Origin of the sequence: Blastomonas fulva (assembly GCF_003431825.1) — a bacterium.
Taxonomy (GTDB): Bacteria; Pseudomonadota; Alphaproteobacteria; order Sphingomonadales; family Sphingomonadaceae; genus Blastomonas; species Blastomonas fulva.
Map to the genome: position 1 here is coordinate 1,212,558 of NZ_CP020083.1, position 25,808 is coordinate 1,238,365.

Below are 25,808 nucleotides of genomic sequence, written 5' to 3' on the forward strand. Positions count from 1 at the left end.
CACATGACCGCCGCGAGCCTCACCCAGCGGCTTAGCGCACATTTGGCCCGTTCGCCAAATGAAAGCGACCGCATGCGCGCCCGGCTGCACCTGCTCGACTGGCTGGCGTGCGTGGCAGGTGCGCGGGCCACGCCGGTCGCCGCCGTGGCACGGACCGCCGAGCCCGACATCCTCACCCGCGCCGCCTTGCTCGGCAATGTGCTCGAGATGGACGATGTCCACCGCGCAGCCCTGCTCCACCCGGGTCCGGTGATCTGGCCCTCTGCGCTGTCTGCCGCGCGGCAGGAAAAGTGCGGCATGGACACAGCGCTCGATGGCGCGGTGCGCGGCTATGAGGCGATGATCGCGGTGGGCGCGACCTTCGATGCGCACCATTATGCGCACTTCCACCCGACATCGACCGCAGGCGGATTTGGCGGCGCGGCAGCGGCAGCCTCGATCTTCGCGCTCGACACCGAAGCAACGGGATGGGCGCTGGGGAATGCGGCATCGGTGACCGGAGGCCTCTGGCGGATGCGCCACGAGGACGTGATGACCAAGGCGATGCATGCCGCGCGCGCTGCGCTCGAAGGCCTGTGGCTGGCGCGGCTTGCCCGCGCAGGCCTCACCGGGCCGGTGCAGGCGCTGGAGGGCGAACAGGGGCTATATGCCGCGATGGTCGAGCATCCCAAGGCGATCGAACTGGGGCCGAACTGGCTGATCCACGCGGTCAGCTTCAAGCCCTGGGCGGCGTGCCGCCATGCGCATGCGGCGATCGATTGCGCGATCGAACTGCAGGCGGCGGGCAAGCTGAACCTTCCGGTCGCTGTCGAGACCTATGCCGATGCGATCCGCTTTTGCGACCGACCGCACCCGGTGACCGAGCTCGACGCGAAATTCTCGATCCAGCACGCTGTTGCCGTCATCGCCGATGGCCGCAAGGCGGGTCCCGAGGACTTCACCGCGCAGGCTATCGCGGCCCTGGCCGACAAGCGCGCACAGGTGTGCGTGCGCGAGGCGGAGGAGTTCACGCGAGTCTACCCCGCACATTTCGGCGCACGGGTGATCAGCGACACTGCCCAGATGACGCTCGCGGACACGCGCGGCGACCCCGAGCGCCCGGCGAGCCCCGAGATGCTCGGCGCGAAGCTGCGCTCGCTGGTGCAATGGGGCGGGCTGAAGCCGGTCGAGGCGGATCGGGCGCGCGAAATCGCGCTGCACGGCACCAGCATCGGCCCGCTGCTCGCCTTGCTCGAGGACTGGCTGGCATGAGCGCAACCTGCGACCTGCTGGCGTTCGTCCGCGCCGATCATGCGCTGCCGGAGCACGTGCGCGCCGCCGCGCTGCACCTGCTGGGCGATACGCTGGCGGTGGGCGCCGCCGGATCCACCGCTCCGGGGGCCGAGGGCGTGCTGCAGGCCGCTCGGGGCTGGGGTGTGGGCGACGACGCGCGGCTGATCGGATCGGACGAGCGCCTGCCCGCAGCATCCGCCGCCTTCGTCAACGGCTTTGCCATCCACTGCCTCGAATGGGATGCAGTGCACGAGCCTGCCGTGGTGCATGCGCTGTCAGTGGTGACCGCCGCGCTGGGTGCGAGCATCAACCGGATGGGCGGGTGCGATCCCGACGACGCGCTGACCGCACTCGCAGTCGGCGTCGATGTTGCGTCGGGGCTGGGGCTGGCGGCGACCAGTCCCTTGAGCTTCTTCCGCCCCGCCACCGCAGGCTGCATCGGCGCGGCGCTGGCGGTGGCACGGATCGAGAAGGTGGAGCGCCTCGAGGACGTGCTGGGCCTTGCCTATTCCTCGCTCGCCGGCACGATGCAGGCGCATGTCGAAGGCTCGATCGCGCTGCCGCTGCAGATCGCCAACGCCGCGCGCGCCGCAATCGCCGCGGTCGATCTGGTCAAGGCCGGGCTGACCGGGCCGCATGATGCGCTCGAAGGGCCGTTCGGATATTTCACGCTGTTCGATTCCGGCGACCTTAGCACCTACACCCGAGAGCTGGGCCGCATCTGGCGGATCGCCGAGATCAGCGTGAAGCCCTATCCTTCGGGCCGCGCCAGCCATGCCGTGCTGGGCACGCTTAGCGATCTGGCGCTCGACCCTGCTGCCGTGGAGTCGATCGAGGCCTATGTCCCGCCGCTGATCGCGCGGCTGGTGGGGCGTCCTGTCATCGCCGACATGACGCCAGCCTATGCGCGGCTGTGCCTGCCGATGCTCGCCGCACTGATGATCACCGATGGCCGCATCGACCCGCGCCGGTTCGTGCCCGAAACGCTGGCGGACCCCGCGCTGCAGGCGCTCGCGTGCAAGCTCGCCATCACCGTGGACGGCAATCCCGATCCCAATGCGCTGTTCCCGCAAGCTCTGGTGGTGCGCCTCGCCGATGGCAGCACCATCGAGCGCGCGATCCCGCATACTTTGGGCAGCCCCGATGCGCCTTTGTCCGCGGCAGGCACCGCCGCCAAGCGTGCGCTCGCCCGCGAGTTGGCAGGTGATGTCCCCGATGCGCGGCTGTTCGACGATCCGCTTGTCTACTTCACAAACCCCACCTGTTTGTCCCGAGCGCAATCGAGGGACGTGGCGCAAAGTCCCTCGACTGCGCTCGGGACAAACGGAAAAGGAGCAACAGTCCTCCCATGACCTTCCCCAGCTATTTCGAAGCCTTTGACGCGAAACAGATGCTCGCCGATTACCCGGTCGGGGATGCGTTCACGCAGCGCTATACCGGCATGAGCCGCGACGAGCTTTTCGCCATCCAGGACCGCCAGTTCCGCCGCCTGATGCAGCGCGGCTGGCAGATCCCGTTCTACCGGCGGCTGTGGGGCAATGCGGGGATCGAGCCGGGGGATATCAAGGGGCTGGCCGATATCGCCAAACTGCCGGTGTACGACAAATCGGACCTGATGGCCTCGATCGCCGACCACCCGCCGTTCGGCGATTTCGCCGGGATCGACAGCAGCGATCCCAGCCGCGCGCCTGCCATCTTCCACACAACCTCGGGCACCACGGGACGCCCGCAGGCCTTGCTGTTCGGCCCCAAGGGGCGCGAGATCACCAATCTGCTGGTGGGCCGCATGTACCGCTGGCAGGGCCTCCAACCCTCCGACGTCATCCAGTCGGTCTATGGCCATGGCATGATCAATGGCGGGCATTACATCCGCGAGGCCGTCACCCATTTCACCAACTCGCTGTTCCTCTCGGCAGGCACCGGTATCGAGACGCGTTCGCTCAATCAGGTCAACCTGATGGCCGATTTCGGGGTTACCGTGCTGGTCGGCTTTGTCGATTACATCCGCAAGCTCGCCGAAACTGCTGCTGCCGAAAAGCTGATGGAGCAGATCAACATCCGCATGATCTGCGGGCATCTGGGCACCGAGGACCGCGCATCGGTGGAAGCCGCGTGGGGCGGGGCCAAGGCGTTCGACTGGTATGGCGTGGGCGATACAGGGTCGATCGCGGGCGAGGGGCCCGAGCGCGACGGGCTGTATGTGTGGGAGGACGCGCAGTATCTCGAGCTGCTCGACATCGACACCGGCAAGCCCGTAGCGCCCGGCGAGACCGGCGACATGGTGGTCACCTGTCTGTTCAAGGACGATGTCGCCCCCTGCATACGCTTCAACACGCATGACATCACGCACGAGCTCACCGGCGCCAACGCCACCGGCATGGCGTTCAAGCGCATCGCGGGGTTCAAGGGCCGCAGCGACAACATGGTCAAACTGCGCGGCATCAACGTCTTCCCGCACGCGATCGGTGCGCTGATCGAGAACCGCAGCGACTTGACCGGCGAGTTCGTCTGTCGGCTGGTGCGCGATCCTTCAACGCAGCGCGACGATATGACGGTGACCCTCGAAAGCCGCGGCGGCACTGACTCCAGCGCGCTCGCCGAACTGCTGCGCCGCGGGCTGGGGGTCGAGGTCAGCGTCGATCTGGTCGCGCCCGGAGGCACCGCCCCGCTGACGCAGATCGAGGTGCGGCAAAAGCCGATCCGGCTGATCGACGAGCGGGGGGTATGAGCGCGGCCAACCTTGCTCCCCTCCCTGGACAGGGAGGGGCTGGGGGTGGGTGGATGCGAGCACCACTGTCGGCTCCATCTCGCCTACCCACCCCTAACCCCTCCCTGAAAGGGAGGGGAAGGTGACCCTCGACCCCTACAACGCCTTTGTCGAACACGCCCCCGACGCTCCCACATCGTCCGGCTCCCTCACCAGCATCACCATCGGCGTGAAGGCCAACATCGCGGTCGCAGGCCTGCACTGGACCGCCGGCATGGCGCTGTTCCGTGACCGGATCGCCAGCGAGGACGCCGAAGTCGTGGCCCGCCTGCGCGCTGCCGGGGCGTCGATCACCGGCATCCTCAACATGGAAGAGGCAGCGCTCGGCGCCAAGACCGACAACCCATGGTTCGGCGCCACCCACAACCCGCACCGGATGGGCCATACCCCCGGAGGCTCCTCGGGCGGCAGCGGCGCGGCGGTCGCCGCAAAGCTGTGCGACGCGGCGCTTGGCACCGACACGATGGGATCGATCCGCATCCCGGCGGCCTATTGCGGCATCTATGGCTTCAAGCCGGGCCCCGAGCGCGTCAGCCAGCATGGTCTCGAGCTCGCCGAGCCCGGCTTCGATGCAATCGGCCCGCTGGCGCGCTCGCTCGATCTGCTCGAAAAGGTCGCGCGCGTCATCTCCGAGTTCGGCGAAGCGCCTGCCGCGCTCGGATGTGCGACACTGGCCGATCTTGGCGCCGTCGAATGCGAGCCGGCGGTGCTGGAGGGTTTCGGCGCGGCAAGGTCCGCGATCGGCGAGATCGCGCACGTCACCCTGCCCCACCCGCTCTCGCGGGTGCGCTATGCCGGGTTCATACGGACCGTGCGCTTCATGGCCACGCACTTCGCCGACGCCGACCCGGCCCTGCTCTCCGATCACCTCAGGCGGCTGATCGCCTATGGCCCGCGCCGGGCGGAGGCGGACTGGGCCGAGGACCAGCGCGTACTGGCCGAAACGGCGGACGCGGTGCGCGCGATCGTCGCCGACCATGGCACCTTGCTGCTGCCCACCGCGCCGCAGACCGCGTTTGCGCATTGCACCACAGCCCCCGCCAACCAGGCCGATTTCACCTGCCTCGCCAATGTCGCAGGCCTGCCCGCGCTCGCTCTGCCCGCAGGGTTCAGCGCCGATGGCCTGCCCGTCGGCGTGCAACTGATCGGCGCGACGGGGAGCGAGGTTGCCCTGTTCGCCCGCGCGCGCGCGCTCGATGCCGCGCTCGCCGCCTATCGCCCGCCCACTCTAGCCAAGGAGCCCGTCCCATGAAGATCATCGTGCTGTTCAATCTCAAGCCCGGCGTATCGGTCAGCGACTATGAAGACTGGGCGCGCACCCGCGACATCCCCGGCGTCAACGCGCTGTCGTCGGTCAGCAGCTTTACCGTGCACCGCGCGACCGGGCTGTTCGGATCGGACGCCGCCTCGCCCTACGCCTATATCGAGATCATCGACATTGCCGCGATGGACCCGTTCATCGCCGACATCAGCACCCCCGAATTCCAGGCGATGGCCGCGCCCTTCCAGGATTATGCCGACAACCCGCAGTTCATCCTCACCGAGGATCTGTGATGCGCCGGTTCGAGGGGAAGACGATCGTCGTCACCGGCTCGGGCAAGCACAAGGGGCTGGGCCAGGCGATCCTGCAGCGTTTTGCCGATGAGGGCGCGAACTGCGTGCTCTCGGACCTCGTCATCGATGCCGAGGCGCAAGAGGTCGCCGGCGAACTGCGCGGGCGCGGGGCCAAGGTTGCGGCGATCGCGTGCAACGTCGCCAAAGCGGACGAATGCCGCGCGCTGGTCGATGGCGCGATCGCCGCGTTCGGGTCGCTCGATGTCTTCGTCAACAATGCTGGGATCGGCTTCATGATGAAGCCTTTGCTCGATGTCGACCCGGCCGACTGGGACCAGGTGCTCGCCGTCAACCTGTCGGGCGCGTTCTACTGCACCCAGGCTGCGGCCAGGGCGATGATCGCAGGTGCGCGCGGCGGGCGGATCATCAACATCGCCAGCCAGGCCGCCAAGACCGGCTTTCCGCACCTGCCCGCCTATGTCAGCTCGAAGCACGGCATGGTCGGGCTGACGCGCGCGAGCGCGGTGGAGCTGGGCGCGCACGGGATCACCGTCAACGCGGTCTGCCCCAACCATGTGACGACTGGCCTGGGCGCGCAGCAGAACGAGTATTTCTCGAAGCTCTTGGGCTTTGCCAGCGTCGAGGCGTATCTTGCCAACATGAAGGCCAAGAACCCGATGGGCCGCCCAGGCCTGGCCAGCGACACCGCGTCCGCCTGCGCCTGGCTGGCGAGCGACGATGCGGTGTACGTCACCGGCGAGGCGCTCAACGTCTCGGGCGGCGAGGAGATGCACTGACGCAAACCTCCTCTCCCCTTGCGGGAGAGGATACGAAGCCTTGCGAGCTTGCTCGCCAGGCGCAGTTGGAGAGGGGGGCGCAAGATCGCCACCGCAGCATCACCCTCTCCCAGCTTCGACTAGGACCTTGCCAGGTCCAAGTCTGCGCAACCCTCTCCCGTCAAGGGAGAGGGGTTTTGGAGACGAAGTGAAATGATCGAAGAACGGATCGACTGGCCAAACGGCGCGAAGCTGGCGTTGAGCGTCGTGGTCAATGTCGAGGAAGGCAGCGAGATGACCATCGCGCGCGGCGACCGGGGGATGGAACCGGTCGACGAGCTGGGTGTCCACGTCAAATCCGCCATCCGCAACTATGGCAACGAGAGCAACTATCTCTACGGCATCAAGGCCGGCGCGCCGCGCGTGGTCAAGCTCTTGAAGCGCTATGACATCATGGCGAGCTGGACGGTGGCGGCGATGGCGCTGGAAAATCATCCCGAGATCGCTGCGGCCATCGTCGAGCTGGGCCACGAGCCGGTCAGCCATGGCTGGCGCTGGGTGCACCAGTTCAAGATGGACGAAGCGGCCGAGCGCGAGTTCATCGCGAAGGCCGTCGACTCGATCGAGAAGACCACGGGCACCCGTCCCTATGGCTGGCTGTCGCGCTATCTGCACACCGACAACACCCGCCGCCTGCTCAGCGAGGCCGGGTTCGAATATCATATGGACGACTATTCGGGCGACATTCCCTATTGGGACCGCGACACCGTGCCCGGCAAGCCGATGGTGATCATGCCCTATCAGCTCGACACCAACGACATGAAGATGTGGACCGATCCGGCGATGACGCCGAACCAGTGGCTCGACTACGCGGTGCGCTGCTTCGACCAGCTCTATGCGGAAGGCGAGGAGGGCAATCCCAAGATGATGTCGCTGGGGCTGCACCTGCGGATCATCGGCAGGCCCGGGCGCATCTGGGCGCTGGAGGAGTTCTTCCGCCATGTGCGCAGCAAGAACGACGTGTGGGTGACGACAAGGCGCGCGATCGCGCAGCATTTCGCCTGGACGGTGAAGCCATGACCCTCTCCCTTACCCTCGATAACCGCATCGCGCACCTGATCGTCGACCGGCCCGACAAGCGCAACGCGTTCACGCAAAGCATGTGGGAACAGCTGCCCGGGCGCATCGACCAGGCGATGATCAACCCCGATGTCCGCGTGATGATTCTGCGCGCGAGCCAGCCGGGTGCGTTCAGCGCGGGGGCGGATATCGCCGAATTCGGTGCAGGCGCGCAGGACCCGCACTGGCGCACCAAAAACCAGGCCGCGATTCGCCGCGCGATGGAGACGCTGGCGCGCGCGCCCAAGCCGGTGATCGCGCAGATCGAGGGCGACTGCATCGGCGGCGGCTGCGGGCTCTCGCTGGCCTGCGATTTCCGCATTGCGGCGCCTGCCGCGCGGTTCGGGATCACGCCTGCCAAACTGGGCCTTGTCTATTCACTGCATGATACCAAGCTGCTGGTCGATCTGGTGGGCCCAGCGGCGGCCAAGCGCATGCTGTTCACCGCGCAGCTGATCGATGCGGACCAGGCGCTGCGGATCGGGCTGATCGACGAACTGGCCGACGATGCCGCCGCCGCCGCAGAAGCGCTTGCGCTTCAAATCGCCCAGGTTTCGTCGCATAGTGTGCGCGCCAGCAAGGCGATGATCAGCCGCATCCTCCACGGCCAGGCCGAGGACGATGCCGAAACGCTGGCGCAGTTTTCCGATGCCTTTGGCGGGCCGGATTTCGCCGAGGGCGTCGCGGCGTTCCTCGCCAAGCGCAAGGCGGAGTTCTGACAGGATGGATGGCGTGGCATCACCTGCAACCGTGCGCCGCCGCTATGTCGACGGCCCTTTCGGCCAGATTCACGTGCGCGAGGCAGGACAGCCCGATCCGGCCCATCCGAGCCTTGCCTGCTTCCATATGAGCCCGATGACCGGGCGCACCTTCGAGCGTTTCATGGGGCCGTTGTCCGCGATCAGCGGGCGGCATGTGATGGCGTTCGACACGCCGGGCTTCGGCATGTCCGATGCCCCGCCGCGCCCGCCCGCGATCGCCGATTATGCAGATGCGCTGATCGCGGGAATCGAGGCGATCGTCGAAGACCGCGCGGTCGACCTGATGGGCTATCACACCGGATCGATGATCGCCTGCCAGCTGGCCGCCGAGCGCCCCCGGCAGATCAGGCGGCTCGTGCTGGTCTCCGCGCCGGTGTTCAGCGCCGAGGACCTCGCCCAGATGCGCGCCGAATACCGCCATCGCGCGCCAGAGGCCGATGGCAGCCACATCCTGCACCGCTGGCAGCGCTTTCACCACCACTTCTCGGCCGGCGGGCTGCCACTCGACGCGATCAACGATGCCTTTCCCGATGGGCTGATGGGCCGCAATATCGAGCATTGGGGGCATGATGCCGCGTTCGGCTTTGCTCCGGGGATGCGGCTGGCGGACGTCGATCAGCCGGTGCTGCTGCTCAACCCCGAGGATGACCTGCGCGCGCACACCCTGCCCGCACCCGCGTTGCTGCACCATGCTCGCATGGTGATGCTCGATGGCTGGGGCCATGGCTTTCTCGATCTGCATGCGAACGAGGCCGCCGCTTTGGTCGAGAGTTTTCTGGCCGCACAGGCCGACCCCTTTGCCGCACTGACCTTGCCCGCCTGCACAAGAAAGCCTGTCCTGTCCGCATAACCGAAAGGCCCACCGATGTCGCATCACCTCAAGCACGGAACGATCATGGGGGGCGTTGTCGTCACGCCCGATCTGGACGCGGCATTGGCCGATTATCAGGGGCGGCTGGGGCTCGATCTGGTCGAGACGGGCCCGCTTGCTGCCGATCTTGCCGCGAGCTGGGGGTGCCCACAGAGCGCAGGCGCGCCTTATGCGATGCTGCGCCCCCAAAGCGGCGCGCACTGCTTTATCCGGCTGGTCGAGCAGGCAGACCATCCCGATTTCAAACCCACCCGCACCTATGGCTGGGCCGCTTATGAGCTGACGGTCAAGGACGTGTTCGGCTGGCCAGATCGGCTCGAGGGCAGCGGGTTTCGCGTCATCGGCCCGCCCAAGGAGATCGCGGGCCTGCCCTATTTCATCCCGATGCAGGTTCTGGGGCGCGGCGACGAGATGATCTATCTGAACGAGGTGGCGATGGATACGCCCTCGTCCGACCTGCCCAGGGCAATGAGCCTGACCGACCATATCTTCATCGTGATCCTCGCGGCGCAGGACCGGATGGCCTCGGTCGACTGGTACCGCCACGCGCTCAGGCTCGACGAGGGTGACAGCTACACGCTCGAATACTCGATGATCAACGCTGCCTTCGCCAAGCCGGCGGGAACGCAGACGGTCATCACCATGGTGCAGAACGAGCGGCTGCCGATCCTGGAGATCGACGATTATCCGCCGGAAGCGACCATCCGCCCCGCGCATGCCGGCATGCTGCCGCCGGGCAACGCGATGGTGACGCTGGCGGTCGAGAGCTTCGACGATCTCGACGTGGAATTCCTGACCGAGCCGGTGCTGCGGCATGGCGACCTGTACATGGGCAACATGGCCGCCACGGTGCGCGGGCCCTCGGGCGAACTGATCGAGCTGATCGAGACCGGGCTTTCTTGACAGGCATGGCGTTACGGGGGCAGGCGTGAGGCGGATCGGGCTGATCGGGACGGTTCCGAACCCGCTTCAGCGCACCGGCCCCGCACCCAAGCTGGCAGTGCTGCTGCCCGGACTGGAGCTGGTCGCCTATCCCTCGCGCGTCCCGGCCTTCCCCTACACCCCCCTCGAACAGTCAATGCAGGCGCTGGGGCATGCCGAGGCCGCGCTGCAGGCGGCCGAAGATGGCTGCGGCGCGGTGGTGATCGACAGCGTCGGCGATTACGGACTCGCCGCGATGCTGCGCGTCCCCGCAATCGGATCGGGCGAGGCGGGGCTGGCCGAGGCGGCGGCGCAGGGCCGCAGGTTCGGGATCGTCACCGTCTGGCCCGAATCGATGAACTTCATCCTGGCAGAACGGCTTGCCGCAAGCGGCTGCGCGCACGCCTGTGTCGGCATCATCAATGTCGGCGAGAACAGCGACACCGAGGTGCTCGCCGGGCCCGACGGCTATCTGACGCAGATCCGCGAAGGCCGCGAGGGCGTTGTGCACAAGGTGCTCGCGGGCGTAGCCGAGCTTGACGCGCGCGGCGCGCAGGCGGTGATGCTGGGCTGCACCTGCATGTCGGGCATGGCCGATGGAATCGCGGACGCGGTCGACATCCCGATCATCAACCCGCTTGCCGCAGGTGTCAGGGCAGCGATCACGGCACCGCCGCTAACCGTGACACCGCATCTGCGCGAAGGCCGCGCCGAACTGCTGCGCGCGATGGTGGGTGCGATTGCGGGCGAACCCGCCGAAGACTGCCCAGTCTGCATCGGCTGACGCGGTCCCCTGCGAAGGCAGGGGCCCATCTCCTGCTCCAGCAAGATGGCGTTGCGGATGAGAGATGGGCTCCCACCTTCGCGGGAGATGGATAGGGCTTCGTTGCTTTACCCCGTCAGGGAACCAGCAGCGTCGATCCGCTCGTCGCGCGTGATTCGAGATCACGGTGCGCCTGCGCCGCCTGTTCGAGCGGATAGGTCTGGCCGATGGTGACCTTGACCTTGCCCGATCCGATCATCTCCCACAGCCGCGCTGCGCCGGCTGCGCGTTCGGCGGGGTCGGTGTAGTAATCGAACAATGTGGGCCGGGTGTTGTAGAGCGAGCCTTTGGTCGCGAGCACGCCCAGGCTGATCCCGGTCACCGGCGCGCTGGCATTGCCATAAGAGACGATCAGCCCGCGCTTGCCCGTGCTGTCGAGCGAGGCTTCCCAGGTATCGAGCCCGACGCCATCGAACACCACGCGCACCCCCGCCCCGCCGGTCAGTTCGCGCACGCGCTTGGCGGTGTCCTCGCGGGTATAAAACACGATATGGTCGGCGCCCGCTTGCCGCGCGAGCGCGGCCTTGGCCTCGCTGCTCACCGTACCGATCACCGTCGCGCCCACGGCCTTGAGCCATTGCACAAGGAGAAGCCCCACCCCGCCGGCGGCGGCATGGACCAGCACCGCCTGGCCCGGCTGGACCCTGGCGCAGCGCTCGACCAGAAACTCGGTGGTACAGCCCTTGAGCAGGGCCGCAGCCGCGATCTCGTCGGAAATGTTGTCGGGCAGCTTGAACAGGCTCGAGGCCGCGACATTGCGCACATCGGCATAGGCACCGCGCGCCGGGCCGAAGGTCGCGACGCGGTCGCCTGCCGCCAGGCCCTCGACGCCTTCGCCCACCGCTTCGATAATGCCTGCCGCTTCCAGCCCCAGGCCGCTGGGCAGCTCCACCGGGTAGATCCCGCCGCGATGATAGGTGTCGATATAATTGAGGCCAACCGCGGTCTGGCGCAGCGTCACCTCACCTGCACCGGGTGCGGGGACATCGACCGTGTGCCACTCGATCACTTCGGGCCCACCGGTCCGCGCGAACATCGCTGTGCGTGCCTGCATCATTCTGCTCCATCCAATGTGCAACTGGCCTGCATCCAGCGCTGGTTGATTCCGACCCGGACCGCACCGGGGTCGGCCCAACCATAGGCGACCGCCCGGTTCGTGTCATCGGGGGTAAAGACATAGAGCACGAGGCTCGGGGGATTGCGGGTCGGCTCGGGCCAGACCACATTGCGGATACGGATGATCGCTTCAGGCGCGCCGCTGTCGCCGCCGCCAAGCCGCAACCGCCCGCCCTGATCATGCGTGCGCATGTTGCTCTTGAACAGCCAGTCCTCGTTGTTCTCGGACGTGGCGCCGGAAGATCCAGCGGCATCGCGCTTCACCGTCAGCCAGCAGGTGAACGGCCGCGCCCTGCGCAGCAGCGAATTGCTGCCATCGGGAAGGCGCAGTGTCATGCCTGCGCCATCGATCCGCAGCGGCACGGTCGCCCCGGCACAGCCTTTGCTTTGCGGCGAGAAGGTCATCGCGCCATAGGACGACCCGGTCAGACCCAGCGTGCAATCGCCGATGCGCCATCGATCGGCGCTTGCGACCACAGGCACGCTGGCCAGCACGGTTCCGAACCGGTCGATCGTCTGCCAGACCAGCGCCGAACCCTCGCCCGGATCGATCTGTACCCCGGTCCACGGCGGCGGCGTGCGGCCGGCCTCGCCGTCGAAATACACCTGCTCCTCGTTGGTGAAGATGCCCTGGGCAATGGGCGCCGGCTGGGTCAGCGCGGGGCTGGCGACGCCCATCAGCAGCGCGGGGAGAAACGATGTCATCGTTGCATTGAAGCGGCGGCGGGCGCCCGGGTCAATCGAAATGTCCGGACAAATTGCGCTTCACGAAGGACGTGCTAGTCTTGGCGCCCATGATGGCAGGAGACGATGATGGTCCGGATGTTCTGTATGGCTGCGGCATGGCTGTGCCTGGCGCTGGTTCCTTTGCGCGCAGCGCCCGAAGAGAACGCGCGCGCGGTGCTGGAGCGCGCGGTCGAGGCGGCGGGCGGCGAGGCCTGGCTCAACCCAACGACGCTGTATCTGGCAGGCCATGCGGTCTTCTATGCGCCCGACAGCGCCACCCCGCGCAGCACCGCGGACGACTATCGCATGTGGCGCGCGATGAATCCGAACCGCACCACCGCGCACGGCGCAGACGGCAAGGTACGGATCACCGCAAAGTCCGGAGACAGGCTGATGTTCGAGGTCGGGTATGACGGGACCACCACTTGGACCGAAAAGGGCGTGATGCCCAAGGACCAGGCCGATGCCTATTGGGCGAGCAATTTCGGCTTCGGCATCATCCGCGAGGCGCTGGGCACCGGGTTCACGTTGGAACGCGCGCCCGATCGCGATGTCGGCGGCCACCCAATCGCTCTGATACGGGTAATCTCCCCCGATGGTGCGACCACCCTGTTCGGCATCGACCGGCAGAGCCACTATATCCGCTACATGGGTTTCGTCACCCCGCGCGGCTTTCACGAGCGGTATTATGACGACTTTATCCGCCTGCCCTCAGGCTGGGTGCAGGCGCGCGAGGTCACGCTGTATTACAACGGGGTGAAAGCGAACACGGTGTACTGGCGCGATGTGAAGGTTGGTGAACCCATCGACCCGGCGTTTTTTGAACCGCCGTCATCTCCCGACACTAAGCCGACCTAAGGCCAATTTCTACCTTGAGCAGGGGCTTATCCGCAGCGATCTAAGAGCTGCCTCATCTGCCTGCTCTATAACTTTGAGCGTCCCAATCACCGGGTGGTACCGCTCAAAATAATCCGCTACGGGCTAAGCCGCAAATGGGAGGGCAAAGTCTTGACGCGCAAGTTTTTCGGCACCGACGGCATTCGCGGGCGCACTAACAGTGGCTTCATGACCGCAGCGATGGCGATGGCGGTGGGCCAGGCGGCAGGTGAGCATTTCCTCCGAGGCGCGCACAAGCACAGGGTCGTGATCGGCAAAGATACCCGGCTCTCGGGCTATATGATGGAAAATGCGCTGGTCGCAGGCTTTACCAGCGTGGGCATGGACGTGGTCCTGGTGGGGCCGATGCCCACGCCGGCGGTGGCGATGCTCACCCGCTCGATGCGCGCGGACCTTGGCGTGATGATCTCCGCCAGCCATAACCCGTTCCAGGACAATGGCATCAAGCTGTTCGGCCCCGATGGCTTCAAGCTTTCGGACGAGGACGAGCTACGCATCGAGGCGCTGCTGGACGCAGGCAATCCCAGGCTGGCTGAGTCAGAGGCCATCGGCCGGGCGCGCCGCATCGAGGATGCAAGTGGCCGCTATCTTCACGCTATCAAGAATTCGCTACCCGACCAGGTGCGACTTGATGGCCTCAAGATCGTCATCGATTGCGCGCATGGCGCCGCGTATCAGGTCGCACCATCGGCCTTCTGGGAGCTGGGGGCGGAGGTTGTGGCCATCGGCGTGACCCCCAACGGCCTCAACATCAACGACCGGGTCGGTTCCACCCATGTCGAGACGCTGCAGGAGCGTGTCGTCGCATCTGGCGCGGACATCGGGATTGCGCTGGATGGCGATGCGGACCGGCTGATCGTGGTCGACGAACAGGCCAAGGTCGTCGACGGCGACCAGATCATGGCGCTGATCGGTGCCAGCTGGGCGCGGCAGGGTCGACTGCGCGGCGGAGGCGTGGTCGCGACCGTAATGTCGAACCTGGGGCTGGAGCGGTACCTGCAGGCGCAGGGGCTCGAGCTGATCCGCACCAAGGTGGGGGACCGCTACGTGCTGGGCGCGATGCGGGCCGGCGGCTACAATGTCGGCGGCGAGCAATCGGGGCACATGATCCTGCTCGACCACGCGACAACCGGCGACGGCACGGTCGCTGCGCTGCAGGTGCTGGCCGAGCTGGTGCGCGAAGGCAAGCCTGCGAGCGACCTGCTCCACGTGTTCGATCCGGTGCCGCAGCTGCTCAAGAATGTCCTCTGTGGATGGCTCCCGCGTTGCAAGCATAAAGTGATGATCAGGTGATGGGTCGGGTGCAGTCGTCTGTCCGGCCTGTTGATGCAGTCGGCATGGACTGCTGGCCCTGATGGGGTCCGCGAACATGGTCCCGATCGGCTTTGCAGGCTGTAACGCCTTCGCCATTCGTTGGGTTGTCCTTGTTCCCGGTCCGACCGGTTCGTTCCATCACATCGCTTTGCTCTCACAACGTCGTGAAGCTGATCTCCTCAGCTAAGCTCTTGATCTCTCATGCAGCCAGTATCGGCGCATGACCGCGCTCGAAGACTCCGCCCCGCGCCATGATCGCCCATGCGATCCGCGCCATCTTGTTGGCGATGGCAACCGAGGCGACGCGCGCGGGCTTTCTGGCGAGTAGAGCAACAAAGCGCGGATCGACCGTCTCGGGCTTGCTCCTGGCAGATCGGATCAATGCGGTTGCACCGACAACGAGCAGCTGGCGCAGATAGTTGTCGCCCATCTTGGTGATCCGCCCGAGGCGTTCCTTGCCACCGCTCGATCGCTGGCGCGGTGTCAGCCCCAGCCAGGCTGCGAACTGTCGTCCCGACTTGAACTGTGCGGCGTCGCCTACCGATGCGGCGAGCGCAGTAGCGCCAACGGGTCCGATGCCAGGGATCGTTGCAAGGCGCCGGGCCCGTTCGTCACTGCGCTGCAGAGCAGCAAGACGAAGATCGAGCTTGCGCAACTGTGTGTGCAGTTGGAGCACCTGCCCGGCTAGCACACCGACGACGTTCGCCGCTTCGTCCGGCAGATCTAGCTCGGCCTCACCATCGACGATCTTTCGCGCCATCTGCAACGCCTTTTCAACGCCGACCGGGATCGCAATGCCGAGCTCGGCAAGCACGCAGCGCATCATGTTGACCAGCTGCGTGCGCTGCTTGATCAGCAGGCTGCGCGCACGGTGGATCGACAGCGCGGCCTGCTGCTCGCGCGATTTGATCGGCACGAACCGCATCGTCTGGCGCGTCACCGCTTCGCAGATCGCCTCGGCATCGGCAGCGTCGTTCTTGCCGCGCTTCACGTAAGGCTTCACGTAAGACGCCGGCATCAGCCGAACTTCGTGCCCGAGCTTCGTCAGCTCGCGCGCCCAGTGATGCGACGTCCCGCAGGCCTCGGCGCCCACCAGGCACGGCGGTAGCTTTGCGAAGAACGGCAAGACCTGCGCTCGCCGCAGTGTCTTGCGGAGCACCACCTCACCGGTGGCGCTCACGCCGTGAACCTGAAAAACATTCTTGGCCAGATCGAGGCCGATTGTGCTAATCTCCATGACGGGTGGCTCCTTTGCTCGGGTTTGCATGACAGCAACCCATATTGGCACCAAGATGCCGTGAGCGGGAGCCATCCACCTCATCCGCTTTGCCGGTGGCAAGCCGCTGGACAATCCGCGTGTGCAGGAGGTCATCGCGGAAGCCGAAGACGAACTGCGCGGACGCGGGCGACTGGTCATCCGTCCTTCGGGAACCGAACCTGTGATCCGCGTGATGGCCGAAGGCGACGACGCCAAGCAAGTCGAGGCAGTTGTCGATCGAGTTTGTGCTATCGTGACAGAGGTTGCGGTCTGATATTGTACCAAGTGCACTGATGCTGGATTGTTATAAATTTTGTGATCTATCGCTAAGTGGAGTGAGCAGAAAATGTTTGAGCAGGCGCTGGCTGCAATCATTTTGGCGGCGGGCCAGGGCACACGGATGAAGTCCGATCTGCACAAGGTGCTACACCCTGTTGCCGGGCTGCCGATGCTGCATCACCTGCTGGAAAGCCTGAGCGCGGCGGGGGCCGCGCGCCAGGTCGTCGTTGTGGGAGCACGACGCGAGCAGGTGGAGGCATCGGTCGCGCCGCGCGGCGTCGCCATCGCCCACCAGGCCGAGCAACTGGGCACCGCGCATGCCGCGTTGCAGGCGCGGGAGGCGCTGGCCGATTTCGATGGCATCGCAATCGTGTGCTTCGGCGATACGCCGTTCCTGCAACCCGACACCATTCGCCGCCTGACCGATCGGCTTTCCGCAGCGGACGGCCCACGCGTTGCGGTGCTGGGCTTCACGCCCGATGACGCCAAGGCCTATGGCCGGATCATCGCCGATGCTTCGGGCAATATCGCCAAGATGGTCGAGTTCAAGGACGCGAGCGATCACGAGCGCGGCGTCAAGCTGTGCAATTCCGGCGTCACCGCGGTGCGCACCGCCGACCTCTGGTCGCTGCTCGACCGCGTCGGTAATAACAATGCGGCAGGCGAGTATTATCTCCCGGATATCGTGATGCTGGCGATCCAGGACGGCGACCGCGCGGTGGTGGTCGAGACCGACCCCGACGAGCTGATCGGGATCAACAGCCGCGCCGAGCTCGCCGAAGCAGAGGCCATCTGGCAGGCGCGCCGCCGCGCGCAGGCGATGGCCGATGGCGCGAGCCTGGTTGCGCCCGAAACAGTATGGTTCGCGCACGACACGATTGTCGGCCGCGATGTGGTGATCGAACCCAATGTGATGTTCGGCCCCGGTGTCACCATCGCCGACAATGTCGTGATCCACGCCTTCAGCCATCTCGAAGGGGCAACCATCGCCAGCGGCTGCTCGGTCGGCCCGTTCGCGCGGCTGCGCCCCGGTGCACAGATGCAGGAGGGGGCGAAGGTCGGCAATTTCGTCGAGATGAAGAAGGCGGTGCTGGGTCCCGGCGCCAAGGCCAGCCACCTGACGTATTTGGGCGATGCGACTGTCGGCGCAAACGCCAATATCGGCGCAGGCACGATCACCTGCAACTACGACGGCTATTTCAAATACCAGACCGTGATCGGTGAGAACGCGTTCATCGGATCGAACAGCTCGTTGATCGCGCCTGTGAAGATTGGCCGTGATGCCATTGTCGCGGCAGGCAGTGCCGTCAGCCGCGACGTCGCCGATGGCGAACTCCGCCTGGTCCGCGCCGAGCAACTGGTCAAACCCGGCTGGGCCGACCGCTTCCACGACGCGATGCGGAGCGAGGCCAACCTGCGCGCATGAGCAATCACGACTTGGAAAGAGATGTACCTAAAAGTTCGTTTATTCATGGACTGCTGTTTCATTTGGAGCCATCTCGCTTGCCTGCTGCCGGTTGGGAGGACACCGAAATAGGATGTTTCCACCTATCGGAGGTCCACAATGCAACGAAGGAAATTTAGCCGCGAGTTCAAGCTTGAGGCGGTGAAGTTAGTTTGCGAGCGCGGGGGCGCAGTTGCGCAGGCTACTCGTGATCTGGGTGTGCACGAGACCGTACTGCGCAAATGGGTGAAGGAGTTTGCCGCCGATCCGGGACACGCATTCACCGGGCACGGGCAGATGAGGCCCGAGCAGTTGGAGATCGATCGTTCCAGGCGCGAGGTGGCCAAGTTGAAGGCGGAGCGCCATCCTAAGAATGCCCGCCGCCTACTTCGCGGAGGACTCGAAATGAGGTTCGCCTTCATCGCGAAGCACCGAGGGATATGACCGGTGGCATGGATGTGCGGGGCGCTCGGTGTCTCGCGAAGCGGGTTTCATGCCTGGCTCACCCGAGCGCCTTCGCAGCATGCTCGCGATGGCGAGGTGATCGGCGCCAGGGTCAAAGCCAGCCATGTTGGCAGTTACCGCACCTACGGTGCCCGCCGTGTCTGGCACGACCTGCTCGCCGAAGGTATCTCCTGCGGCCTGCATTGGGTCGAACCGCTCATGCACGCCGCTGGGGCTGCAGGCGCGGCCCGCTCGTCGCGGACTGCCGAAAGATCAGGGCGAACGCTCGGTCATCGCAGGCAACGTGCTGGATCGCCAGTTCACGGCAGACAGGCCCAACCAGAAGTGGGTGGCCGACTTTACCTATATCTGCGCTGCGGAGGGATGGCTCTACTTGGCCGTTATCGACCTGTACTCCCGTAGGGTGGTCGGCTGGTCGATGAGCGACACCATGACAACCTAGCTCGTTACCGACGCGCTGATCATGGCGATCTGGCGGCGGGGCAAGCCAGATGCCCTGCTGCATCATTCGGACCAGAGCAGCCAATATACCAGTGAGCAGTTCCAGCGGCTGATGGCTGACAATGGCGTCACCTGCTCGATGAGCCGGTCCAGCAATGTCTGGGAAAATGCCGCCATGGAAAGCTTCTTCTCCTCGCTCAAGACCGAACGGCAGCAGGCCAGTTCCCCGTACAATCCTACCCGCTTTGGTCATCGTTCAACGACAGGGGTATTGACTCGTGAGCTAGACCAGCGCTCTCACTCCTGCCGATGATTTGGACGGCAGCGAACAGGTGGTCTTGGTGAAAAATGGCGTCACACGGCGGGGTGCAGTGGGTGCCTTGGTTGCGGCATCGGTCGCGCCGCATGTCGATGCTGCAGAGCTTGCCGCTGCAACCGCGCTGGCCGCGTCGAACTTTTATGGCACCGCAACCTACGGCACCATGGCCGCAGCAATCGCCGCGGGCGAGGCGGCGACCGCGCCCGGCGGCCTGTTCTCGGTCAACGATGCCAACGGCAACCTGTTGTACCGCGAGCGCACCGCCGGCGGCTCGGTCGAAGTTGCGCGCACTCTTACGCCCGTGTCACTCTCGGGTGAGGCCGGGGCGGAGCAGATCGGCACCGCCGATGGCAGGCTGGACGAGGTGCTGGCGCGGTTAAAGGTCTTCAATCGCGGCACCGCCCATAGCGTTGACGTTGATCTCCGAGCCAAGCTGGGCGAGCAGGTTTCGGTGTCTGATTGGGGTGTGGTGCCGAGCCCTGTTTACATTCCCGGAACCGGAGCGAAGATCAATCGCGCGCTTGAGGAAGCTCCGCTGGGATCAACGCTGCGCTTTACGGGTTTCTACTACACGGAAGTGCCGATCGTGCAGCGGCGTGGGGTTCATATCCATTTCGATCCGGGGGCCGCGGTCATTGGTATTTTCGACGATCCAGGCCTTGATGTGTGGACGGTCGCAATCGAGAAAATGCCTTTTGCCCAAGGTGATGTGCGGCGGTTGCGGTTCGACAACATGAATGTCGAAGTGGCCTTTAGCTACGCCGCACGTCATGCGCTTACGATCAAGAACGCAGCCCCTTTGATCGGTAACCTGCAGTGTGTTGTGAATAATGGCTATTTCGGCGCTCAGGATGATTCGACGGGCTACGGGATCAACATCGAGGGGTTGGTCACCCATCTCCATACCTTCAGTTCCTGCCATACCAACAACGGCATCTTCCTCAACGGATGTGCTGATGGTAATCGCTTCCTGAACGGCCTGATGACAGGGACGAAGCCCGGTGTGGTGGCAAACCTGGCCGGCGGTGCATTCAAGACCGCTATCAAGAACAATATCATCGTCGCGCGCGACGGGGCTATGATCGTGCTTGGCGGCAGCCAGATCGACTTCCATTCCAACCAGATCGAGCAGGTCGAAGCGCTTGGCCCCAACCAGAACGAGCACAGCGCATCGGTCATCATCTCCACTCAGAGCTACGGCAGCCGAGGCGTGTCGATAAAGGGCAACAACTTCGGTGGGGCGAAGCGGGTCGATTACCACATCTACGCCAAATCGGCTCCGGGAAAGAAGGTCGAAGACTTGCTGCTGGGAGCAGGCAACACCTTCTCCAGAGCGCAGATCAAGGACATCAAGATTGCGGACGCCGGGGTGCGCTATACGACAATCGGCTCAGGCCAGCTGCTACGCGGCGAGCGCGGGACGGGCGGTCACGTCATCTACCCCGATCTCTACGATGCCAACACCGATGACGTGAACGGCCTGCTGGATGTCGAGGATAACGGTACTGGAACGCGCGGCGTTCGGCTTCGCGCAGATAGGCTCGGCGGTGCGTCCCCCACCGTGCTGCAAAATGGCTGGACTTGCCCTGCAACTTTCTACGTCCGCAAAGACGAACACGATCGTGTGACCTTCAACGGATATGCCGTCGCTCCGGGCGCGGCAGCGGAGATCCAGATCGCGAGACTGCCAGACGGTTTCCGGCCCAGCGAAGTAACCTTTTTCAATGTGCATGGCGCTACCGGGGTCATTCAACCCAACGGAGCGATGGTTGCCACTACCACTGCAGCTGGCAATGTCGGCCTGTCAGGCGTCAGCTTTGACGCAAAGCGATCTGGCTATGACCCAAGCTACTGAGAACTCAAGAACAACATGTCTCGCGCAGACAACTCAAGAGCAATCAAGATACGCGCCTAATTTTATTGGTGGAATTTACTCCACCAAAACAGCTCTAGAAAGAATGCCGAGCGTTTCATCAACAGCGAAGTCAAAAGCCATATGGCTTTCATAAAATCGTTTGCCGCGCTGTCCCATGGCTTGGAGTTCGATGGGGGACATCCGAGCCAATTGCACCATTGCATCAGCCATAGTCTGGACATCTTCAGGTTGGGTCACCAACGCCGCGCCTGATTGCAACAGCAGCTTGGCAGCTTCCCCGCGGATACCGGCGATCACTGGTTTGCCACATGAGAGATAATGCTGCATCTTCGACGGTAGAGTTATCTCGTACAGCGGATCATCCTTTAGATGCATAACAAGCGCATTGGCCAGATCGAATATCCGGTCCATCGCCACGCGATCGACCGTGCCGTGGAGCGTCACGCCATCGGGTGCGACCGAACTGGCGAGTTCTACCAGCGGGCCGCTTTCAATCCCATGGCCGAACAGATGGAGATGCACGGCCGGCTCGATCCGCCTTGCGGCGGCGACCGCGTGAATGACGCTCGACAAGGCCTGGGCCTGGCCCAGATTGCCGCCATAGATGATGTTGAACCTCCCGGCAGGCCCGAGCACGTGCGTCTTGTCCGGCAGCGCCGGCGCCGCGGCGCTCGGCGCCTGATAGGTCGACCAGTTGAAGATTCGCGTCAGCTTCTGCTCGGGAACGCCCCGTTCGATTAATCTGGCGCGCATGCCGTCGGACTGCGGAATCACATGCGACGCGCGCCTGTACACGAACCTGCACAGGCTGGTGAGGATCCTGTCGGTACGCCCGCCGGCCATGCCCGACGCCATCACGCTGTCGGGCCAGAGGTCTTGAATCTCGATCACCATCGGCTTGCGGCGGACCATGCCGAACAGGGCTGCGGCAACGCCAGGCGTGATCGGAGGGTGGTAGACGTAAATCACGTCATAGCGATGCGCACGCAGCAGCCCGAAGACCAGCGCGCTGACGAAGAAGCTGAGATAATTGGCAATGCGGCCGAACGAGGAGGCGTCGTGGGACGGATAGACCCATAGGCGATGCACCTTCAGCCCGCGAATGCGTTCGTTGGCATAGGGCCGGATCCGATAACCCGGATAGAGCTTGCCACCCGGATAGTTCGGAAAGGCTGTAGCAACCTCGACATCATGTCCGCGTGCGGCCAGGGCCGCAGCAAAATCCGCGCCCTTGAAGGCAGGCTCGGGATCAAACCATTGGGTCAGGTACAGGATGCGCACGCACAATACCGCCGGTTTGGCCCGCCCACCAGAGCATCAGACATAGTCATGCATCCGGATGCCATCCCACTGGTTCGACAGCTTTGCCGTGCCGAGGATCAGCTTGACGACGCGTTCCGATGTGTTGGCGATCGCATAATCTTGCGGGACCACGCGTTCCCGGCCTGCTTCGAGCCGCTCGGCGTGCATCGAAATGGCCGCCTCGATTCCGGCCAGCATCGTATTCCGGTCAAGCCCGGTGGCGATGATGTTTCCGGTGTCCAGCGCTTCGGGACGCTCGATCGCATCACGCGGCGTGATCGCGGGGAATTCCAGCAGCGAGCTTTCCTCGGCAATCGTCCCGCTGTCCGAAATGGCGCAATTGGCGTGCATCTGCAGATGATTGTAATCGTGAAAGCCGAACGGCTTGAGATAGCGGACCCGCGGATCCAGCGTGATTCCCTCGAGCACCTCGAGACGGTTTCGCGTCCGCGGATGCGTGGAGACGATCACCGGCATGTCATATTGCGCCGCCAGGGCGTTGAGCGTCTCGATCAGCGACCGCAGCCGGTCCTTGCTGTCGACATTCTCTTCCCGGTGCATCGAGACGATGAAATAGCGTCCACGCTCGAGCTCGAGTTCGCTCAGGATGTCGGATGCGTCGATCCGGCTGCGATAATGCTCCAGAACCTCGCGCATGGGCGAACCGGTCAGGTAAACGCGACGATGCGCCATACCCTCGCTCAGCAGATGCCGCCGGGCATGCTCGGTATAGACCAGGTTGAAGTCCGAGATGTGATCCACGAGACGACGGTTGGTTTCCTCGGGAACATTCCGGTCGAAGCTGCGGTTTCCGGCCTCCATGTGGTAGATCGGAACCTTCATGCGGCGGGCCATGATTGCGGAAATGGCGCTGTTGGTATCGCCGAGCACGAGAAGCGCGTCCGGTCGATCGGCCTTCAGCACCTTTTCCGTCTCGATTAGGATGCCGCCCAGCACCGCACCGAGACTGGAGGTATCCACGCCCAGGAAATGGTCCGGCTTGCGCACGCCCAGATCGTCGAAAAAGACCTGGTTCAGTTCGAAGTCCCAGTTCTGGCCGGTATGAACGACGCGATGATCACAATGCTGGTCAAGCCGCGCCATGACGCGCGACAAGCGAATAATCTCGGGACGGGTCCCGAGCACAGTCATGACCTTCAACTTGCTCATACTGAAACTGCCTCTTTGAGAACGGGGTCGGCAAATGTGTCCGGATTGCCCGCATCGAACAGGCGATGGGCCCAGAAGAAGGTGGTCACGTCGTGCTGGCTGCTGTTTTCGATATGGTGGGTGTGCAGCGGCGGCATGTCGATCGCCACGGGGTTGTCGCCATCGACCTCGAACGCATGGACCTCGTCCGTCAGCACCTTGCGGATGCGGATCGTGGCCCGGCCGCTGACCACCAGAAAGCGCTCGACCAGATCGGTGTGGAAATGGTCGCCCCGGACCTTGCCGGGCAGCGTCGTCGAGATGAAGCTCTGCGATGCGCCCAGCCCCTTGGCCGTTTCGAACAGCGTCCCGCGATGATCACTCTTGGGTGCCATGGCCTTGGGATAATGCGCCGGATAGCCCCCGGTGCGATAGCTGTTGAACAACGCCAGATCGAACTCATCGGCAAAATCGGGAAAGATATCGGCCTGATAGCTCTCGTGATACGTTTTCAGCAGATCATAAAGCTCGACGATCGTCATCGGCCGCCCGGCAGGGCTGATCTCGCCGGTCACGCCGTTCAGGATCGCATCGATCGCGGTGTTCGCGGCCGATCCCGCGTGCAGCAGTTCGACCCGGCCTTCCGGATTGATCTGGGGCGTCTCTTTTTTCCACAGCTGGTCGATCAGCGTCGCGGTAACGTTGTTGTAATAGGGACGCGCGCGTTCGCCAAAGATATGCGGCAGGACCAGGCTCGTGTAGCGGGGAAAGGCTTCGGCGAGCAACTCGCCGGCGATCCGCTTCGACCGGCCGTAAAAGGTACCGAGCCGCGAATGCGTGCTGTTGGCATAGACGACGTGCGGGCTGCTGCCGGCGCTGCGGCAGGCTTCGATCAGGCGCTGCGAGATTGCGGGATTGGCAGCCTCGACATAGGCCTCCTCGCCGCGATTGACGCCGGCAAAATGGATGATTCCGTCGGCACCGGCAACTGCCTGTGCCAGCAGCGCCGCATCGTCGAAAACCGAACGGTCCACCAAGACCAGGTCATAGGGTTCAGGCCTTCCGCCGAACCGTGCCCCGCAATTTTGTGCGTGCAGGCGGCCCGCCGTATGCCAACCCAGCAGGCCCGCTGCGCCGGTTACAACGATCTTCATGCCGCGGCAGCCTTGCCCCAGCCCTCGAGCTCGCTGCGCACTTCGGGCAGCGACAGCAGCAGAGCCTTGACGCCTTCGATGTCGAGCTGCTCGGCATTGTGCGAATGATAGTCGTCGAAGGTGACCGTCGATTCCTCGCCTTCGCTGACAAAGGCGGCATAGTTGAGATCGCGCTCGTCGAGTTGCAGGCGCAGATAGTCGCCCATGTCCTGTGCCGAGGCGAGCTCCTGCGCGCTGGCCAGCGTTTCGTAGAGCTTTTCGGCATGGCGCCAGCCGATCACCTTGACCGGGTGGTCGGGAACGCCGAACAGCTCGATCAGGGCCTGTACCAGATCGGCGATGGTGGACGCCGCCGCCTTCTTGATGAAAAGGTCTCCCTGGCGGGCGTTTTCGAAGGCAAAGCGCACTAGTGCAACGCTATCGCGCAGCGGCATCAGGAACCGGGTCATCTTGGGCTCGGTCACGGTGATCGGCAGGCCCTGCTTGATCTGCCGGATGAAGAGCGGAATAACCGATCCGCGCGAGTACATGACGTTACCATAGCGCACGCAGCTGATCGTGGTGGCAGCGGATCGTCCGATCTCGCGCGCCGCCGCCTGCGCGATCTTTTCCATCATCGCCTTTGACAGGCCCATCGCGTTGATCGGCATCACCGCCTTGTCCGTGGACAGGCAGACCAGGCTCTTCACCTTGAGGTCGATCGCAGCCCGGACCACGTTTTCCGATCCGATGATGTTCGTGCGCACAGCTTCCAGTGGAAAGAATTCGCATGACGGAACCTGCTTCAGCGCTGCGGCATGAAACACCGCATCGACACCGGCCATGGCGCGGTCGACGCTCGTGCGATCACGAATGTCGCCGATATAGAATTTCACCCGCGGATCGCTCAGCTGGTTGCGCAGCGCATCCTGCTTCTCTTCATCCCGGCTGAGGATGTGGACCCGCTCGACCCCTGCCTCAAGCAGACCCTTCAGCATGGTTTTTCCGAAGGATCCGGTTCCACCTGTGATTAGTACGCTTGATATTGCCATTGGAGCTGGACCTCGAAATGCGGGTTTCTGATACTGGCGCCGGCTTCTAGCCACGCTTGCAGGGCGAAGCAAGCTGCAAACCATCGAAACCCGGGCGTGGGGGCGGCTCTGTTGCGGCAGCCGTCAGGCTCGTGCGACATGCCCCGAAGCATCGCGGTAACGCGCAGGCCGAG

General features: G+C 64.4%; 21 protein-coding genes and 3 pseudogenes. 17 read left to right on the top strand and 7 right to left on the bottom strand.

Features of this window, described 5'->3' with window-relative positions; genetic code table 11:
- Nucleotides 1-72 precede the first annotated feature (72 nt).
- The 11 genes from B5J99_RS05680 to B5J99_RS05730 all read left to right on the top strand — a co-directional run bounded on the left by B5J99_RS05680 (nucleotide 73) and on the right by B5J99_RS05730 (nucleotide 10,825).
- Nucleotides 73-1,251 (top strand): MmgE/PrpD family protein, encoded by a 1,179-nt coding sequence (locus B5J99_RS05680; protein WP_162892468.1) that lies wholly within the window; start codon nucleotides 73-75, stop codon nucleotides 1,249-1,251.
- The gene (locus tag B5J99_RS05685) at nucleotides 1,248-2,624 is read left to right on the top strand and encodes an MmgE/PrpD family protein (RefSeq protein WP_117351826.1); all 1,377 of its coding nucleotides are present in this window, start codon (nucleotides 1,248-1,250) and stop codon (nucleotides 2,622-2,624) included. Before B5J99_RS05680 ends, B5J99_RS05685 begins: the two co-directional genes overlap by 4 nt.
- A complete protein-coding gene (locus tag B5J99_RS05690) occupies nucleotides 2,621-4,000 on the top strand; it encodes a phenylacetate--CoA ligase family protein (RefSeq protein WP_117351827.1) in 1,380 nt (459 codons plus the stop codon). The genes B5J99_RS05685 and B5J99_RS05690 overlap by 4 nt, the downstream gene beginning before the upstream one ends.
- A 121-nt stretch (nucleotides 4,001-4,121) precedes the next feature.
- Nucleotides 4,122-5,291: an amidase gene (locus tag B5J99_RS05695; RefSeq protein WP_117351828.1), complete on the top strand. Its 1,170-nt coding sequence runs from the start codon at nucleotides 4,122-4,124 to the stop codon at nucleotides 5,289-5,291.
- Nucleotides 5,288-5,593, top strand: a complete 306-nt coding sequence (locus B5J99_RS05700) for an REDY-like protein HapK (protein ID WP_054135092.1) — start codon at nucleotides 5,288-5,290, stop codon at nucleotides 5,591-5,593. Before B5J99_RS05695 ends, B5J99_RS05700 begins: the two co-directional genes overlap by 4 nt.
- Complete coding sequence (locus B5J99_RS05705; protein ID WP_162892469.1) at nucleotides 5,593-6,390, top strand: SDR family NAD(P)-dependent oxidoreductase; 798 nt, start codon at nucleotides 5,593-5,595, stop codon at nucleotides 6,388-6,390. The genes B5J99_RS05700 and B5J99_RS05705 overlap by 1 nt, the downstream gene beginning before the upstream one ends.
- Before the next feature lie 192 nt (nucleotides 6,391-6,582).
- Complete coding sequence (locus tag B5J99_RS05710) at nucleotides 6,583-7,449, top strand: polysaccharide deacetylase family protein (protein WP_054135094.1); 867 nt, start codon at nucleotides 6,583-6,585, stop codon at nucleotides 7,447-7,449.
- Nucleotides 7,446-8,207, top strand: a complete 762-nt coding sequence (locus B5J99_RS05715) for an enoyl-CoA hydratase/isomerase family protein (protein WP_117351830.1) — start codon at nucleotides 7,446-7,448, stop codon at nucleotides 8,205-8,207. The genes B5J99_RS05710 and B5J99_RS05715 overlap by 4 nt, the downstream gene beginning before the upstream one ends.
- A 13-nt stretch (nucleotides 8,208-8,220) precedes the next feature.
- Nucleotides 8,221-9,099, top strand: a complete 879-nt coding sequence (locus B5J99_RS05720) for an alpha/beta fold hydrolase (protein WP_162892470.1) — start codon at nucleotides 8,221-8,223, stop codon at nucleotides 9,097-9,099.
- Between the two features lie 15 nt (nucleotides 9,100-9,114).
- Nucleotides 9,115-10,023 (top strand): VOC family protein, encoded by a 909-nt coding sequence (locus B5J99_RS05725; RefSeq protein WP_117351832.1) that lies wholly within the window; start codon nucleotides 9,115-9,117, stop codon nucleotides 10,021-10,023.
- 25 nt (nucleotides 10,024-10,048) lie between these two features.
- Nucleotides 10,049-10,825, top strand: coding sequence for an aspartate/glutamate racemase family protein (locus B5J99_RS05730; protein WP_117351833.1), 777 nt, complete (start codon nucleotides 10,049-10,051; stop codon nucleotides 10,823-10,825).
- 115 nt (nucleotides 10,826-10,940) lie between these two features.
- On the opposite strand, the gene B5J99_RS05735 is transcribed toward B5J99_RS05730, so the two are convergent.
- Both B5J99_RS05735 and B5J99_RS05740 read right to left on the bottom strand, forming a co-directional pair.
- Entirely contained in the window at nucleotides 10,941-11,918 is a 978-nt protein-coding gene (locus B5J99_RS05735) for a quinone oxidoreductase family protein (RefSeq protein WP_162892687.1), read from the bottom strand.
- Nucleotides 11,918-12,685: a hypothetical protein gene (locus B5J99_RS05740; protein ID WP_117351835.1), complete on the bottom strand. Its 768-nt coding sequence runs from the start codon at nucleotides 12,683-12,685 to the stop codon at nucleotides 11,918-11,920. The genes B5J99_RS05735 and B5J99_RS05740 overlap by 1 nt, the downstream gene beginning before the upstream one ends.
- A 126-nt stretch (nucleotides 12,686-12,811) precedes the next feature.
- Between B5J99_RS05740 and B5J99_RS05745 the strand changes: the two genes are divergently transcribed.
- Both B5J99_RS05745 and glmM read left to right on the top strand, forming a co-directional pair.
- Nucleotides 12,812-13,564 (top strand): hypothetical protein, encoded by a 753-nt coding sequence (locus tag B5J99_RS05745; RefSeq protein ID WP_211337882.1) that lies wholly within the window; start codon nucleotides 12,812-12,814, stop codon nucleotides 13,562-13,564.
- A gap of 150 nt (nucleotides 13,565-13,714) precedes the next feature.
- A pseudogene (gene glmM / locus B5J99_RS05750) lies at nucleotides 13,715-14,848 on the top strand (phosphoglucosamine mutase); the annotation flags it as partial.
- A 268-nt stretch (nucleotides 14,849-15,116) separates the two neighbouring features.
- On the opposite strand, the gene B5J99_RS05755 reads toward glmM, so the two are convergent.
- Nucleotides 15,117-16,154, bottom strand: coding sequence for an IS110 family RNA-guided transposase (locus B5J99_RS05755; protein WP_117351837.1), 1,038 nt, complete (start codon nucleotides 16,152-16,154; stop codon nucleotides 15,117-15,119).
- 82 nt (nucleotides 16,155-16,236) lie between these two features.
- On the opposite strand from B5J99_RS05755, the pseudogene B5J99_RS05760 reads away from it, so the two are divergent.
- From B5J99_RS05760 to B5J99_RS05775, 4 genes and pseudogenes are all read left to right on the top strand, one after another.
- Nucleotides 16,237-16,449: pseudogene (locus tag B5J99_RS05760) on the top strand (phosphoglucosamine mutase); the annotation flags it as partial.
- Between the two features lie 72 nt (nucleotides 16,450-16,521).
- Nucleotides 16,522-17,880: a bifunctional UDP-N-acetylglucosamine diphosphorylase/glucosamine-1-phosphate N-acetyltransferase GlmU gene (gene glmU / locus B5J99_RS05765; protein ID WP_117351838.1), complete on the top strand. Its 1,359-nt coding sequence runs from the start codon at nucleotides 16,522-16,524 to the stop codon at nucleotides 17,878-17,880.
- Between the two features lie 138 nt (nucleotides 17,881-18,018).
- Nucleotides 18,019-19,117: pseudogene (locus tag B5J99_RS05770) on the top strand (IS3 family transposase).
- 1 nt (nucleotide 19,118) lies between these two features.
- On the top strand, nucleotides 19,119-20,978 hold the full coding sequence (locus tag B5J99_RS05775) for a hypothetical protein (RefSeq protein ID WP_117351839.1): 1,860 nt from the start codon (nucleotides 19,119-19,121) through the stop codon (nucleotides 20,976-20,978).
- Nucleotides 20,979-21,053: 75 nt separating this feature from the next.
- Here the strand turns inward: B5J99_RS05775 and B5J99_RS05780 are convergent, their stop codons facing one another.
- The 4 genes from B5J99_RS05780 to B5J99_RS05795 are packed head-to-tail and all read right to left on the bottom strand — an operon-like array spanning nucleotide 21,054 to nucleotide 25,581.
- Nucleotides 21,054-22,280, bottom strand: coding sequence for a glycosyltransferase family 4 protein (locus B5J99_RS05780; protein ID WP_162892471.1), 1,227 nt, complete (start codon nucleotides 22,278-22,280; stop codon nucleotides 21,054-21,056).
- 36 nt (nucleotides 22,281-22,316) lie between these two features.
- Nucleotides 22,317-23,471, bottom strand: coding sequence for a non-hydrolyzing UDP-N-acetylglucosamine 2-epimerase (gene wecB / locus B5J99_RS05785; protein ID WP_117351841.1), 1,155 nt, complete (start codon nucleotides 23,469-23,471; stop codon nucleotides 22,317-22,319).
- Nucleotides 23,468-24,604, bottom strand: a complete 1,137-nt coding sequence (locus tag B5J99_RS05790) for a polysaccharide biosynthesis C-terminal domain-containing protein (RefSeq protein WP_117351842.1) — start codon at nucleotides 24,602-24,604, stop codon at nucleotides 23,468-23,470. The genes wecB and B5J99_RS05790 overlap by 4 nt, the downstream gene beginning before the upstream one ends.
- A complete protein-coding gene (locus tag B5J99_RS05795) occupies nucleotides 24,601-25,581 on the bottom strand; it encodes a polysaccharide biosynthesis protein (protein WP_281273079.1) in 981 nt (326 codons plus the stop codon). Before B5J99_RS05795 ends, B5J99_RS05790 begins: the two co-directional genes overlap by 4 nt.
- Nucleotides 25,582-25,808: the final 227 nt, after the last annotated feature.